Origin of the sequence: Kosakonia sp. CCTCC M2018092, assembly GCF_003864115.1 — a bacterium.
GTDB lineage: Bacteria > Pseudomonadota > Gammaproteobacteria > Enterobacterales > Enterobacteriaceae > Kosakonia > Kosakonia cowanii.
Map to the genome: position 1 here is coordinate 4480354 of NZ_CP034225.1, position 14600 is coordinate 4494953.

A 14600-nucleotide genomic window follows, 5' to 3' on the forward strand; every position below is an offset into this window, starting at 1 on the left:
TCAGTTCCTCAAGCGTCAGGCCGCCAGTATATACACCTTATTCGCTCTCTGCCCGACACATCGCCACGGTATCCTCGATCAGGCGGCGCGCGACGGTACCCGGCGGCGGAAGCAGCGGTAGGTCGTCATAGCGATACCAGCCGGCATCGATCAGCTCTTTGGTATCAATGACGATATCACCGCTCTCATACTCGGCCATAAAGGCAGTCATTAATGATTGCGGGAAGGGCCACGGCTGAGAGGTAACATAACGCAGGTTCTTGATTTTAATCCCGCTCTCCTCCATCACCTCGCGCGCTACCGCCTGCTCCAGCGTCTCGCCGACTTCAACAAATCCGGCCAGCACGGTATACACACCATTACGATGACGCGTATGCTGGGCAAGTAGCAGGCTGTCATCGCGGCGAATAGCGACAATGATGCAGGGAGCAATTTGTGGATAGTAGCGTTCCCGGCAGTGGTCGCAGAGCATCGCCCATTCGGTTTTGCTGGGGTGCATGGTGTGCCCACAGTAGCCGCAAAACTTATGCGATCGGTAAAACTCGGCCAGCTGCACGCCGCGCCCGGCTAACTGGAACAGCGCGGTATCCTGATCGATCAGTAAACGTACCGATCCCATCTCGCTGGAGCGCTGCTGGCGAACAAGCCAGACGCTCTCTCCCTGCCATTCGCCGATAATTTGCGCGGGTTGACCCACAAGATCGAAATTTCCTGCCTCTCCATGTGGTAATTCTCCAGCGGGCAACCATAATTTTTGTTCATGGCTGACTATCCACCAGCCACGGTGATGAGCTTCAAGAGTTTGTACCATTGCGCGACCTTAGCTTCACTGGCATGTTATTAACATTATTATTACATCATTTTTAATCTTACATTTTGCGGAGTCATTTATGCTGAACCAGTTAGAAAGCCTGACAGAACGACTGGGGGGAAGTAACAAGCTTATCGATTTCTGGCTCAACGAACGTAAGCAGTTGCTTATCTCCTATTACAATCTGGTGGGAATCAAGCCGGGCAAAGGGTCGTACATGCAGCTTAACGAAAAAGCGCTGGATGATTTTTGCCATAACCTGGTTGAATACCTTTCCGCCGGTCATTTCACTATTTATGAACGCATCATCAATGAAATGGAAGGCGCCAGCCCACTTTTAGCAGCGACTCAGCTCTATCCGCAGCTTGAAGCCAATACCGTTGAAATCATGAAACATTATGATTCCAGCCTCGAACAGTCCATCGATGATGACAACTGCATGGAGTTCCAGCAGGCTCTCTCAGACATCGGTGAAGCGCTGGCGGCGCGTTTTACGCTGGAAGATCAGCTGATCACGCTGGCGTTCGATAACCACCTCAGCGAAAGCGCCAATGATGAAACCGGGATGGCGCGCCCGGCTTGAGTTCTTAAGCATTAACGCGTAGTTTAAAAACAGTCCCCCGCTTCGGGCGGGGGTTTTTCTTGTCGGAGTGCCACTCTTTTACACCAACGCTTTCTGAAAGCTGACGTGTAAAAAGGCTGAGACCGTTAATTCGGGATCCGCGGAACCTGATCAGGCTAATACCTGCGAAGGGAACAAGAGTAATCCATCCACAACACCACCCTTACGGGCGGTTTGCTGCCATTACTCCATCCGTCGTCTGACAAGCCATCTCCTTTGACACTGGAATGAGCTATGTCTACTACTCAATATTCACGCCGTGAACAACGCGCCCAGGCGCAACACTTTATCGATACGCTGGAAGGCACCGCTTTCCCCAACTCCCGCCGCATCTACCTCACCGGCTCACAGCCCGATATTCGCGTGCCAATGCGTGAAATCCAGCTCAGCCCGACGCTTGTCGGCGGCTCTAAAACCGACCCGCAGTACGAAAAGAACGAAGCGGTGCCGGTGTATGACACCTCCGGCCCGTATGGCGATCCGGCGATCGCCATTGATGTGCAGCAGGGGCTGGCGAAGCTGCGCGCGGCGTGGATTGCCGCCCGCGATGACAGCGAAGAGCTGGATCATCGCAGCTCGGCTTATACCAACCAACGCCTGGCGGATGACGGCCTTGATGCGCTGCGTTTTAACGGTCTGCTGACGCCGCGCCGCGCCAAAGCGGGTAAATGCGTGACGCAGCTGCACTATGCCCGTTTGGGCATCATTACCCCCGAAATGGAATTTATCGCCCTGCGCGAAAACATGGGGCGTGAGCGCATTCGCAGTGAAGTATTGCGTCGCCAGCACCCTGGAGAAGGGTTTGGCGCGCGGCTGCCGGAGAACATTACGCCGGAGTTTGTCCGCGCTGAAGTGGCGGCGGGCCGGGCCATTATTCCCGCCAACATCAACCACCCTGAATCAGAGCCGATGATCATTGGCCGCAACTTCCTGGTGAAAGTAAATGCCAATATCGGTAACTCTGCCGTCACCTCATCGATTGAAGAGGAGGTTGAGAAGCTGGTGTGGTCTACCCGCTGGGGCGCGGATACGGTGATGGATCTCTCTACCGGTCGCTATATTCATGAAACCCGCGAGTGGATCCTGCGCAACAGCCCGGTGCCGATCGGCACTGTCCCGATCTACCAGGCGCTGGAGAAAGTCAACGGGATCGCCGAAGATCTCAGCTGGTCGGTACTCCGCGACACCCTGCTGGAGCAGGCGGAACAGGGAGTCGACTACTTCACCATCCACGCCGGTGTGCTGCTGCGCTATGTGCCAATGACCGCGCAACGCCTGACGGGCATTGTCTCGCGCGGCGGCTCGATCATGGCGAAATGGTGTCTCTCCCATCACGAGGAGAACTTCCTCTACACCCATTTCCGCGAGATCTGCGAGATTTGCGCGGCTTACGATGTCTCTTTATCACTCGGCGATGGCCTGCGCCCGGGATCAATTCAGGATGCCAATGACGAAGCGCAATTTGCCGAGCTGCATACGCTGGGTGAACTGACCAAAATCGCCTGGGAGTATGACGTGCAGGTGATGATTGAAGGCCCCGGTCACGTGCCAATGCAGATGATCCGCCGCAATATGACCGAAGAGCTGGAGAGCTGCCACGAAGCGCCCTTCTACACCCTTGGGCCACTCACCACCGATATTGCGCCGGGTTATGACCACTTCACCTCCGGTATCGGTGCGGCGATGATTGGCTGGTTTGGCTGCGCGATGCTCTGTTACGTCACGCCGAAAGAGCACCTCGGCTTGCCGAACAAAGAGGATGTCAAACAGGGGCTGATTACCTACAAAATCGCCGCCCACGCTGCGGATCTGGCCAAAGGCCACCCTGGCGCGCAGATCCGCGATAATGCGATGTCGAAAGCGCGATTTGAGTTCCGCTGGGAAGATCAGTTTAACCTCGCCCTCGACCCCTTTACCGCCCGCGCCTATCACGATGAAACCCTGCCGCAGGAGTCCGGCAAAGTGGCGCACTTCTGCTCGATGTGCGGGCCGAAATTCTGCTCGATGAAAATTTCGCAGGAGGTGCGTGACTATGCCGCCGCGCAGACCATCGATGCGGGCATGGCGGATAAAGCCAGCGACTTCCGCGCCCGCGGCGGGGAGATCTATCTGAAACAGGAGGAGGCATAATGTACCAGCCTGATTTCCCGCCGGTACCCTTTCGCCTCGGGCTCTACCCGGTCGTTGATAGCGTGGAGTGGATCGCCCGCCTGCTGGATGCAGGTGTGCGCACCCTGCAACTGCGCATCAAAGATAAACGCGATGAAGAGGTGGAAGCGGACGTGATGGCCGCGATTGCCCTGGCGCGCCGCTACAACGCGCGGCTGTTTATCAATGATTACTGGCGGCTGGCGATCAAACATCAGGCCTACGGCGTGCATCTCGGTCAGGAAGACCTTGCTACTACCGACTTAGGCGCTATTCGCCAGGCCGGGCTGCGGCTCGGCCTCTCAACCCATGACGATATGGAGATTGACGTCGCGCTGGCGGCGCGCCCCTCCTATATCGCCCTTGGGCATGTTTTCCCGACCCAGACCAAGCAGATGCCTTCCGCTCCGCAGGGGCTGGCAACGCTTACGCGCCACGTTGCGCGGCTCGGCGACTATCCGACGGTGGCAATTGGCGGTATCAGCCTTTCGCGCGCGCCCGAGGTGCTGGCAACGGGCGTCGGCAGCATTGCCGTGGTGAGCGCCATTACCCAGGCGGATGAGTGGTCGCAGGCCACGCGGCAGCTGCTGGATCTCGCGGGGGTGGGCGATGAATGACCACGACTTTATGCGCTACAGCCGCCAGATCTTGCTGGAGGAGATCGCCATCGCCGGGCAGCAGAAGCTGCTCGATGGCCGGGTATTGATTGTCGGCCTTGGCGGTCTTGGCGCACCGGCCGCCGCCTACCTGGCGGGCGCGGGTGTCGGCATGCTGGTGCTGGCGGATGATGACGCCGTGCACCTGAGCAACCTGCAACGGCAGATCCTCTTTACCTCGCGCGATATCAACCAGCCAAAAGCCACGGTGATAGCAGAGCGGCTGCATCAGCTCAACCCGGAGATTGAACTGGTCTCTCTCTCACAGCGGCTCAGCGGCGACGCGCTGCTTGAAGAGGTCTCGCGCGCCGATGTGGTGCTTGATTGCAGCGATAACATGCAGACCCGCCAGGCGATTAACGCCGCCTGCGTGGCGCGTAATACGCCGCTGGTTTCCGCCAGCGCCGTCGCCTTTGGCGGCCAGTTGCTGGTGCTCACCCCGCCCTGGGAGCAGGGCTGCTACCGCTGTTTGTGGCCCGACGAGCGCGAGCCGGAACGCAACTGCCGCACGGCGGGCATTGTCGGCCCGGTGGTCGGCATTATGGGAGCGATGCAGGCGCTGGAAGCGATCAAGCTGTTAACCGGTATGCAGGCGGCGCAGGGGGAGCTGCGGCTGTTTGACGCCCGCACCAACCTGTGGCGCACCCTCGCATTGCAGCGCGCCAGCGCCTGCCCGGTCTGCGGAGGGCATCATGCAGATTCGCTTCAATGATGAACCGATGACCTGCGCACAAACGCTAAGTGTTGCCGACCTGCTTAAGGAGCTTGAACAGTTAAAGCCGGGCGTCGCGCTGGCGCTAAACGAGGCGATTCTGCCGCGCGAGCGCTGGGAAGAACAACAGTTGCAGGATGGCGATCGCATCCTGCTGTTTCAGGTTATCGCAGGGGGTTGAGATGTTACGTATTGCAGATAAAACCTTTTCCTCACGCCTCTTTACCGGCACGGGAAAATTCGCCACGCCGCAGCTGATGGTGGAGTCGATTCAGGCTGCGGGCAGCGAGCTGGTGACGCTGGCGATGAAGCGCGTCGATTTACGCCAGCGCAATGACGCCATTTTGCAGCCGCTGATTGACGCAGGCGTCACGCTGTTGCCGAACACCTCCGGTGCGAAAAATGCCGAAGAGGCGATCTTTGCCGCCCAGCTCGCGCGGGAAGCGCTGGGCACACACTGGCTGAAGCTGGAGATCCACCCCGATGCGCGCTGGCTGCTGCCGGACCCTATCGAAACCCTGCGCGCGGCAGAGAAGCTGGTGCAGAGCGGGTTTGTGGTGCTGCCCTACTGCGGCGCAGATCCGGTGTTATGCAAACGGCTGGAAGAGGTGGGGTGCGCAGCAGTAATGCCGCTCGGCGCGCCGATTGGCTCTAACCAGGGGCTGGAGACCCGCGCCATGCTGGAGATCATCATTGAGCAGGCCAATGTTCCGGTGGTAGTAGATGCCGGCATCGGTGCGCCAAGCCACGCCGCACTGGCGCTGGAGATGGGCGCGGATGCTGTGCTGGTCAATACCGCCATCGCCGTCGCGGACGATCCGGTCGCCATGGCGCGCGCGTTTCGCCTGGCGGTGGAAGCCGGGGCGCTGGCGCGCCGCGCCGTACCGGGCGCTCGCCAACATTACGCCGCGGCCACCAGCCCGCTGACCGGCTTTCTGGAGACGCTGCAATGAACACCTTTACCGACCGCTGGCGGCAACTGAACTGGGATGATATCCGCCTGCGTATTCACAGCAAGACCACCGCCGACGTCGAGCGCGCGCTTAACGCCCGGCAAGTGACCCGCGACGATATGATGGCCCTGCTCTCCCCGGCGGCTAGCGAGTTGCTGGAACCGCTGGCGCAGAAAGCGCAGCGCCTGACCCGCCAGCGCTTTGGCAACACCGTCAGTTTTTATGTCCCGCTCTATCTGTCGAATCTCTGCGCCAATGACTGCACCTATTGCGGGTTCTCGATGAGCAACCATTTGAAACGCAAAACGCTGGATGAGGAGGAGATCGCCCGCGAGTGCGCTGCCCTGCGTGATCTGGGGTTTGAGCATCTCCTTCTGGTCACCGGCGAGCATCAGGGAAAAGTGGGTATGGACTATTTTCGCCGCCATTTCCCCGCTATTCGCCGCCAGTTCGCCTCATTACAGATGGAAGTGCAGCCGCTTTCTGAAGAGGAGTATCGTGAGCTAAAAGGGCTTGGGCTGGATGGCGTAATGGTCTACCAGGAGACCTACCATGAGGCGCAGTATGCCCGGCATCATCTGCGCGGCAAGAAGCAGGACTTTTTCTGGCGGCTGGAGACGCCGGATCGCCTTGGCCGTGCGGGGATCGATAAGATCGGCCTTGGCGCGTTGATGGGGTTATCCGATAGCTGGCGCGTCGACTGCTATATGGTGGCGGAACATCTGCTCTGGTTACAGCAGCACTACTGGCAGAGCCGCTACTCCGTGTCGTTTCCTCGCCTGCGCCCCTGCGCGGGCGGGATCGAACCGGCGTCAATCATGGACGAGAAACAACTGGTGCAGACCATTTGCGCCTTTCGCCTGCTGGCACCGGATACCGAGCTGTCGTTGTCGACGCGCGAGTCACCACACTTTCGCGATCATGTTATTCCCCTCGCCATCAACAATGTCAGTGCGTTTTCTAAAACACAGCCCGGCGGCTATGCCGACGATCATCCGGAGCTGGAGCAGTTCTCGCCCCATGATGGACGTCGCCCGCAGGTGGTCGCTGATGCGCTCATCGCCCGCGGGCTGCAACCGGTGTGGAAAGACTGGGATAGCTGGCTGGGACGTGTGCCGCAAAAAAAGAGTAATACGCTGATAAGCGGTTAATTTTCTTGCGGCCTGTTACGTAAAGTGAAATTCGGGCGCTGGCACGAAAGCGCCCGCTACGGCAACCTTGCTTCGTCAGCGTACACTGACCGGAGCGGGCGCCGTTCCCCTCTCCCGCTCCGCCCCCCCTTCGGCACGTACGCTGCTTATGGCGCTGGAAAACAACGCGACCAACGGCGGTCATGCAAGGAGTGAAACGAAGTAATGTCAGGTTGTAACCGGTTTCACATTCGCTGCCCTTTCTTTGTGATGCCAGACACACAATCACCGTAAAGCGGTTGTTGAAGTCAACGCCGACGGATAATTATCAATTATCCCATCAACACCGAGGCTGACTATGAAAAACATCGTTTTATGCTGTGCAGCAGGTATGTCCACCAGCATGTTGGTGCAACGAATGAAAGACGCGGCGCAAAAGAAAGGCGTCGAGGTCACTATCAAAGCGGTTCCTGTTGCGGACTTTAAAGATGAGATTGCAACGGCAGATATCGTGTTGCTGGGGCCGCAGGTGAAGTATGAGCAGGCAAAACTGCAGGCGCAGGCCGAGCCGCTGGGCAAGAAGGTGGCGGTGATCGATATGATGGATTACGGCATGATGAAAGGCGATGTCGTACTGGAAAAAGCCCTTAAGCTGCTGGAGTAAGCGCGTGGAAGAGTTAGAAACCATCATTATGGAACTGCTGGTCAACGCCGGTGCGGCGCGCAGCCAGGCACTGACCGCGCTGCAGATGGCGCGCAAAGGCGATTTCGACGACGCGGAAAAAGCGATGGAGGAGTCACGCGAATTTGTTAAAGCGGCGCATAAGATCCAGACCCAGCTAATCGGTCTGGACGAAGGCACCGGTAAACTGCCGGTCAACCTGATTACCGTTCACTCACAGGATCACCTGATGAACGCGATGGTCATCCAGGACCTGGCCGACGACCTGATTGAGATCTACCGCAGGCTTCCGCCGCGCGGTTAATATTCGCCTCACCATACGCATAGACGCCCGCTTTACCGGGCGTTTTTTATTGCTGCCAAAACGGTGAGGTGTATTCCGCGTCGTTTTATGGCACAACATGGCATTCGCCGATCGTAATCACCACCGCAGGTGCCTGATGCCCGCCATTCCCGTTCCGTTTTATACCCTCTCCCTGCTGCTGATGCTGCTGGCAAAGGTCTGGCTGCAACGCCCCTCCGGCTACCGCCCCCTCGCCACCTTTATCACCGGCTGCGCGCTGCTGGTGCTGATGACGGCGCTGCGCTGGCAATTTGATGCGCTAATTTTGCGACAACTACAGTCGATGCTGGCGATTGCGCTGCCGCCGCTGGCGTGGCGCTGTTTTGCCCGCGTCACCGATCAAAGCCGCACTTCTGAACGTATTGCCTCGCTGCTGCCGCCTGTCATTGCGCTGGTGCTGAACCTGATTGCTCCCATGGCTACCGACTTTGTTCTGATGCTGCTCTACATCGGTTACGGCGGCGCACTAATTTGGACCGCTTATCGCGGCGCGGATGCCTTTGTGCTGACACGGTTAACGGATGCGCGCAGCACCTCGGTGATGGCCTTTCTTGCTGGGGCGTTTCTCTGCTTTAGCGGCCTGACCGATGTGGCGATTATGCTCGACTTCGCCTGGTATGACGGCTTGCAGGCACCGCGCCTCGTCGCCCTCTCGCAGGCGATACTGCTGCCGTTTATCTGCCTCGCCATTCTCTACAGCGGCAAGAAAATCCCCGCCGCTGATGAAACACCGCTCATACCGCCAGCCGACGTACAAAGCGTGGAGGTAGATAGCGATCTGGTTACCCTCTGCGAAAAGCTGGAGGCGCGTCTTACCGAACAGCAGCTGTTTCTCAATAGCGACCTGACGCTCGATCTGCTGGCGCGAAAATGGGTGATCCCGGCGCGCCAGATTTCACGGGCTGTTAATGCGGTGCGCGGCTGCAATGTCTCACAGTGGATTAACGGCTTTCGCATTCACTATGCCCAACACCTGCTGCTCACCACCGACGCGCCCGTCACCAGCATCATGCTTGATGCTGGCTTTGCCACCAAATCCAACTTCAACCGCGAGTTTGTGCGTATCAGCGGCGTGAGCCCGACGGAGTTTCGCCGCGCGGCGGGTAATCCAGCGCCTGTTGCAGAAAAGCCGTGATCGTGTCGCTTAGCCGCTGATGAATGTCAGCCCGGCTTAGCGAACCGCCATCGTCACACACAATTCCTTCGCCGGGATCCTGCGCCTCAATCAACGCCTTCGCGCCGGGCTTGCAGAGCTGCATAAAACTAAAGTGGGTTGCGCCCGTAACGCTTTGTGCCTGCTGCTTCGCTGCCGGAATGTAGTGTTGCAGATAGCCGGACTCCAGCCGGGCAGGTAACTCGTCGCTATCGGCCTGCGCGGAGAGGATCAGCACCGGCAAATCGAGTTGCGCGAGGCTCTCCGGAGTGAAACCGCGTGCCAGCCCCAAATCCAGCGAAACAACGGCTTTGATCAGCGGCTCGCGCTGGCTCTCCATCAACGGCGCGGATGCCTCAGGACGATTGATGCCGAGGGTCGGGATCAGCTTACAGCCCGCCAGCGCGGGATGGCTTTTACAATCCGTCTGGAAACGCTCTGCGTCGAAGCGCGCGCCTGCCAGCTCCATTACCGTCCAGCCCCCCAGCGAGTGGCCGATCGCGGCGATGCGCCGGGTGTCCACCTGGCCAGCAATAGCAGGATCGCCAATCAGGTCATTCATTACGCGGCGCAGATCGCGCGGGCGTTGCCAGAGCTGCCAGGCATCCTGCTGCGCTTTATTGCGGGTGGTGGTGCCCGGATGATCGGGCGCGGCGACGATATACCCCTGCGCCGCCATGCGTTGCGCCAGCCAGTTCAGGTTGCGCCAGTTGCCGCCATACCCGTGTGAGAGCAGCAATAATGGATGCTTGCCGGTTGCGGGCTGTGCGTTACGCAAAGCCGGTGTGCCGACAAAAACCGGGTTGTCGCCCACCGTTTCCGGGGTGCCGGTTTGTGCTGTGGGATACCAGACGGCGACATCAAGCGGGCGGGCTTTATCCTCTTGCAGATGCAGCTGGCGAAAGGCGGTGTCGGCATGGGTTATGCCGCTCAGAAGGAGCGTAAAACAGAGAATGAGTGTGCGTAAGGACATCATGCGTTCCTGATGGGTTAACAGAACGCTGAGTGTGCCCGTCCCTTGTGCGGCGGGCGTCCTGAAACACGATCGAGGACCGGTTTAGCGGATTTCGGGCATAAAAAAACCCGCCGAAGCGGGTTTTTAGGACGAGAAACGATTACTCGTTGTCGGAACCACCCAGACCTGCGTTCAGCAGTTCTGCAAGGCTCGCGGACGCGTCTTCCGCAGTGACCTGCGGTGCTGCCGGCAGTTCGCCAGCGGCGCGACGGCGCATACGATCCTGGTGGTACGCATAACCGGTACCGGCCGGGATCAGACGACCCACGATAACGTTCTCTTTCAGACCGCGCAGTTCGTCGCGTTTGCCCGCAACAGCTGCTTCGGTAAGCACACGAGTTGTCTCCTGGAACGATGCCGCGGAGATGAAGGACTCGGTCGCCAGAGACGCTTTGGTGATACCCAGCAGATCGCGTGCATAGGTTGCACTGATTTTGCCGTTCGATTCGAGATCGCGGTTAGCAATCTTGACGCGAGAGTATTCAACCTGCTCGCCTTCCAGGAACTCGGAGCTGCCCGCGTTCACAATGGTGGCTTTACGCAGCATCTGACGAACGATAACTTCGATGTGCTTATCGTTGATCTTAACGCCCTGCAGACGGTAAACGTCCTGTACTTCGTTGGTGATATAACGCGTTACCGCGTGTACGCCACGAAGACGCAGAATGTCGTGCGGTGCTTCCGGACCGTCGGAAACCACGTCACCACGTTCTACACGTTCACCTTCAAACACGTTGAGCTGACGCCATTTCGGGATCATCTCTTCGTACGGATCGCTACCGTCAACCGGCGTGATCACCAGACGGCGTTTCCCTTTGGTCTCTTTACCGAAGGAAATAATACCGCTGATTTCAGCCAGGATTGCCGGCTCTTTCGGACGACGTGCTTCGAACAGATCCGCAACGCGCGGCAGACCACCGGTAATATCCTTGGTACCGCCGGATTCCTGCGGAATACGTGCCAGGGTGTCACCGGAGCTGATCTGTACGCCATCTTCCAGCTGAACAATCGCTTTACCCGGCAGGAAGTACTGGGCAGGCATATCGGTGCCTGGGATCAGTACGTCGTTACCATTGGCATCAACGATTTTCAGTGCCGGACGCAGGTCTTTACCGCCAGCGGTACGCTCTGCAGAGTCCAGAACCACCAGCGAAGAGAGACCGGTCAGTTCGTCGGTCTGACGGGTAATCGTCTGACCATCGATCATGTCGGTGAAGCGGATGAAACCAGCCACTTCGGTGATTACCGGCATGGTGTGCGGATCCCAGTTTGCAACGGTTTCGCCGCCGGCAACCTGCTCGCCATCACCCTTCGCCATCACCGCACCGTAAGGCACTTTATAGCTCTCTTTGGTACGACCGAATTCGTCGATCAGTTTCAGCTCAGTGTTACGGGAGGTAACCACCAGCTTACCGCTGGAGTTAACAACCGACTTCGCATTGCTCAGACGGATGCTACCTTTGTTTTTCACCTGGATGCTGGATTCAGCAGCCGCACGCGATGCCGCACCACCGATGTGGAACGTACGCATCGTCAGCTGTGTACCCGGCTCACCGATGGACTGTGCTGCGATAACGCCGATTGCTTCACCTTTGTTGATGATGTGGCCACGCGCCAGGTCACGACCATAGCAGTGGGCGCACACACCAAAGTCGGTGTCACAGGATACAACGGAACGCACTTTCACGGAGTCGACAGAGTTCGCTTCCAGCAGGTCACACCACTGTTCGTGCAGCAGCGTGTTGCGCGGAACCAGAATGTCTGCGGTGCCCGGCTTCAGAATGTCTTCAGCGGTCACACGACCCAGAACGCGATCGCGCAGCGGCTCTTTAACGTCGCCACCTTCGATAACCGGCGTCATGGTGATCCCTTCGAGGGTTCCACAATCGTCTTCAGTTACAACCAGATCCTGTGCCACGTCAACCAGACGACGGGTCAGGTAACCGGAGTTCGCGGTTTTCAGTGCGGTATCCGCCAGACCTTTACGCGCACCGTGCGTGGAGATGAAGTACTGGAGTACGTTCAGACCTTCACGGAAGTTCGCGGTGATCGGCGTTTCGATGATGGAGCCATCCGGCTTCGCCATCAGACCACGCATACCAGCAAGCTGACGAATCTGGGCTGCAGAACCACGCGCACCGGAGTCGGCCATCATGTAGATGCTGTTAAAGGAAACCTGCTGCTCTTCAACGCCGTCACGGTTAATAACGGTTTCAGTCTGCAGGTTATCCATCATCGCTTTGGATACGCGATCGTTCGCCGCGGCCCAAATATCGATAACTTTGTTATAGCGTTCGCCCGCGGTGACCAGACCAGACTGGAACTGCTCCTGGATCTCGGCAACTTCAGCTTCCGCTTCGGAGATGATCTCGTGTTTCTTCTCCGGGATGACCATGTCATCGATACCAACGGATGCACCTGAACGCGCTGCATAAGCAAAGCCGGTGTACATCGTCTGGTCAGCGAAGATAACGGTCGGCTTCAGACCCAGAATGCGGTAACAGGTGTTCAGCATTTTGGAGATCGCTTTCTTGCCCAGCGCCTGGTTGACGATGGAGAAAGGCAGACCTTTCGGTACGATCATCCACAGAATGGCACGGCCAACGGTCGTGTCTTTCAGGCTGGTGGTCGCAACGAACTCGCCGTTAGCATCTTTTTCATATTCGGTGATACGCACTTTAACGCGCGCATGCAGAGAGGCCAGGCCAGCGCGGTAAATACGCTCAGCTTCTTTCGGGCCAGTCAGCACCATGCCTTCGCCTTTGGCGTTAACACAGTCACGGGTCATGTAGTACAGACCCAGTACAACGTCCTGAGACGGAACGATGATTGGTTCGCCGTTCGCCGGAGACAGGATGTTGTTGGTAGACATCATCAGCGCACGCGCTTCCAGCTGGGCTTCCAGCGTCAGCGGTACGTGAACAGCCATCTGGTCACCATCGAAGTCGGCGTTATATGCCGCACAAACCAGCGGGTGCAGCTGGATCGCTTTACCTTCGATCAGTACCGGTTCAAAGGCCTGGATACCCAGACGGTGCAGTGTTGGTGCACGGTTCAGCAGTACCGGGTGTTCGCGGATAACTTCGTCCAGGATATCCCAAACGACAGCTTCTTCGCGCTCAACCATTTTCTTCGCGGCTTTGATGGTGGTGGCGAGGCCACGCAGTTCCAGCTTGCCGTAAATGAACGGTTTAAACAGCTCCAGCGCCATTTTCTTCGGCAGACCGCACTGATGCAGACGCAGGTATGGACCTACGGTGATTACAGAACGACCGGAGTAGTCAACACGCTTACCGAGCAGGTTCTGACGGAAACGACCCTGCTTACCTTTGATCATATCGGCCAAAGATTTCAGCGGACGCTTGTTGGAACCGGTGATCGCACGACCGCGACGGCCGTTATCCAGCAGGGCGTCGACCGCTTCCTGCAGCATACGTTTTTCGTTGCGTACGATGATGTCCGGTGCCGCCAGATCCAGCAGACGTTTCAGACGGTTGTTACGGTTGATCACGCGACGGTACAGATCGTTCAGATCCGACGTTGCGAAACGACCACCGTCCAGCGGAACCAGCGGACGCAGGTCCGGCGGCAGCACTGGCAGAACGGTCAGGATCATCCACTCCGGCTTGTTACCAGACTGTACGAAGGCTTCCAGCAGCTTGATACGCTTGGTCAGCTTCTTACGTTTGGTTTCGGAGTTGGTTTCGTTCAGCTCTTCACGCAGCTGTTCGCACTCTTGCTCCAGATCCATGCTTTTCAGCAGGGCCTGGATCGCTTCGGCGCCCATCTTCGCGTCGAATTCGTCACCGAACTCTTCCAGCGCGTCCAGATACTGCTCTTCAGTCAGGATCTGGTTACGTTCCAGGTTGGTCATCCCACCTTCGATAACCACATAGGATTCGAAGTAGAGAACGCGTTCGATATCACGCAGCGGCATATCCAGCAGCAGACCGATACGGGACGGCAGTGATTTCAGGAACCAAATGTGCGCGGTCGGGGAAGCCAGTTCGATGTGGCCCATGCGCTCACGACGCACTTTAGTCTGGGTCACTTCAACGCCGCACTTCTCACAGATCACACCGCGGTGTTTCAGGCGCTTGTACTTACCGCACAGGCACTCGTAATCTTTTACTGGCCCGAAAATACGCGCACAGAAAAGGCCGTCACGCTCAGGTTTGAACGTACGGTAGTTGATGGTTTCTGGCTTCTTAACTTCACCAAAAGACCATGAACGGATCATGTCTGGCGAAGCCAGAGCAATTTTGATCGCATCAAACTCTTCGGTTTTAGTTTGCGCTTTCAGAAACTTTAATAAGTCTTTCACGGATTTGCTCCCGTCGGAGTTAGCACAATCTGGTGCCGGGTGTTACCCCGG

The 14600-nt window shown here is 57.8% G+C and carries 13 protein-coding genes and 1 riboswitch; of the genes, 10 read left to right on the top strand and 3 right to left on the bottom strand.

All coding sequences use genetic code 11. The features are described 5' to 3' along the window. Nucleotides 1-37: 37 nt before the first annotated feature. Nucleotides 38-811: an NAD(+) diphosphatase gene (gene nudC, locus EH164_RS21055; protein ID WP_124970740.1), complete on the bottom strand. Its 774-nt coding sequence runs from the start codon at nucleotides 809-811 to the stop codon at nucleotides 38-40. A gap of 79 nt (nucleotides 812-890) precedes the next feature. Here nudC and EH164_RS21060 point away from each other — a divergent pair, with 79 nt between their 5' ends. From EH164_RS21060 to EH164_RS21105, 10 genes are all read left to right on the top strand, one after another. Further along, nucleotides 891-1394, top strand: coding sequence for an Rsd/AlgQ family anti-sigma factor (locus tag EH164_RS21060; RefSeq protein ID WP_023479394.1), 504 nt, complete (start codon nucleotides 891-893; stop codon nucleotides 1392-1394). A gap of 53 nt (nucleotides 1395-1447) precedes the next feature. Continuing rightward, nucleotides 1448-1584, top strand: a riboswitch (TPP riboswitch). Nucleotides 1585-1667: 83 nt separating this feature from the next. Continuing rightward, on the top strand, nucleotides 1668-3563 hold the full coding sequence (gene thiC, locus EH164_RS21065) for a phosphomethylpyrimidine synthase ThiC (RefSeq protein WP_124970743.1): 1896 nt from the start codon (nucleotides 1668-1670) through the stop codon (nucleotides 3561-3563). Next, nucleotides 3563-4198: a thiamine phosphate synthase gene (thiE, locus tag EH164_RS21070; RefSeq protein WP_124970746.1), complete on the top strand. Its 636-nt coding sequence runs from the start codon at nucleotides 3563-3565 to the stop codon at nucleotides 4196-4198. Before thiC ends, thiE begins: the two co-directional genes overlap by 1 nt. Further along, nucleotides 4191-4949: a HesA/MoeB/ThiF family protein gene (locus tag EH164_RS21075; RefSeq protein ID WP_124970749.1), complete on the top strand. Its 759-nt coding sequence runs from the start codon at nucleotides 4191-4193 to the stop codon at nucleotides 4947-4949. The genes thiE and EH164_RS21075 overlap by 8 nt, the downstream gene beginning before the upstream one ends. Continuing rightward, nucleotides 4930-5130 carry a sulfur carrier protein ThiS gene (thiS, locus tag EH164_RS21080; RefSeq protein ID WP_042716089.1) on the top strand — a complete coding sequence of 67 codons (201 nt, stop codon included), beginning with the start codon at nucleotides 4930-4932 and terminating at the stop codon, nucleotides 5128-5130. The genes EH164_RS21075 and thiS overlap by 20 nt, the downstream gene beginning before the upstream one ends. 1 nt (nucleotide 5131) lies before the next feature. After that, nucleotides 5132-5902 (top strand): thiazole synthase, encoded by a 771-nt coding sequence (thiG, locus tag EH164_RS21085; protein WP_124970752.1) that lies wholly within the window; start codon nucleotides 5132-5134, stop codon nucleotides 5900-5902. Further along, complete coding sequence (gene thiH / locus EH164_RS21090; RefSeq protein ID WP_124970755.1) at nucleotides 5899-7053, top strand: 2-iminoacetate synthase ThiH; 1155 nt, start codon at nucleotides 5899-5901, stop codon at nucleotides 7051-7053. The genes thiG and thiH overlap by 4 nt, the downstream gene beginning before the upstream one ends. 337 nt (nucleotides 7054-7390) lie before the next feature. Beyond that, nucleotides 7391-7696 (top strand): PTS sugar transporter subunit IIB, encoded by a 306-nt coding sequence (locus EH164_RS21095; protein WP_023479403.1) that lies wholly within the window; start codon nucleotides 7391-7393, stop codon nucleotides 7694-7696. A gap of 4 nt (nucleotides 7697-7700) precedes the next feature. After that, nucleotides 7701-8018 (top strand): PTS lactose/cellobiose transporter subunit IIA, encoded by a 318-nt coding sequence (locus EH164_RS21100; protein WP_124970758.1) that lies wholly within the window; start codon nucleotides 7701-7703, stop codon nucleotides 8016-8018. 136 nt (nucleotides 8019-8154) lie between these two features. Next, nucleotides 8155-9192 carry an AraC family transcriptional regulator gene (locus EH164_RS21105; RefSeq protein ID WP_124970761.1) on the top strand — a complete coding sequence of 346 codons (1038 nt, stop codon included), beginning with the start codon at nucleotides 8155-8157 and terminating at the stop codon, nucleotides 9190-9192. On the opposite strand, the gene EH164_RS21110 is transcribed toward EH164_RS21105, so the two are convergent. Together EH164_RS21110 and rpoC are read right to left on the bottom strand one after the other, a co-directional pair. Beyond that, entirely contained in the window at nucleotides 9122-10183 is a 1062-nt protein-coding gene (locus tag EH164_RS21110; RefSeq protein ID WP_124971650.1) for an alpha/beta fold hydrolase, read from the bottom strand. The genes EH164_RS21105 and EH164_RS21110 overlap by 71 nt on opposite strands. Nucleotides 10184-10325: 142 nt before the next feature. Continuing rightward, complete coding sequence (rpoC, locus tag EH164_RS21115; RefSeq protein WP_023479382.1) at nucleotides 10326-14549, bottom strand: DNA-directed RNA polymerase subunit beta'; 4224 nt, start codon at nucleotides 14547-14549, stop codon at nucleotides 10326-10328. Nucleotides 14550-14600: the final 51 nt, after the last annotated feature.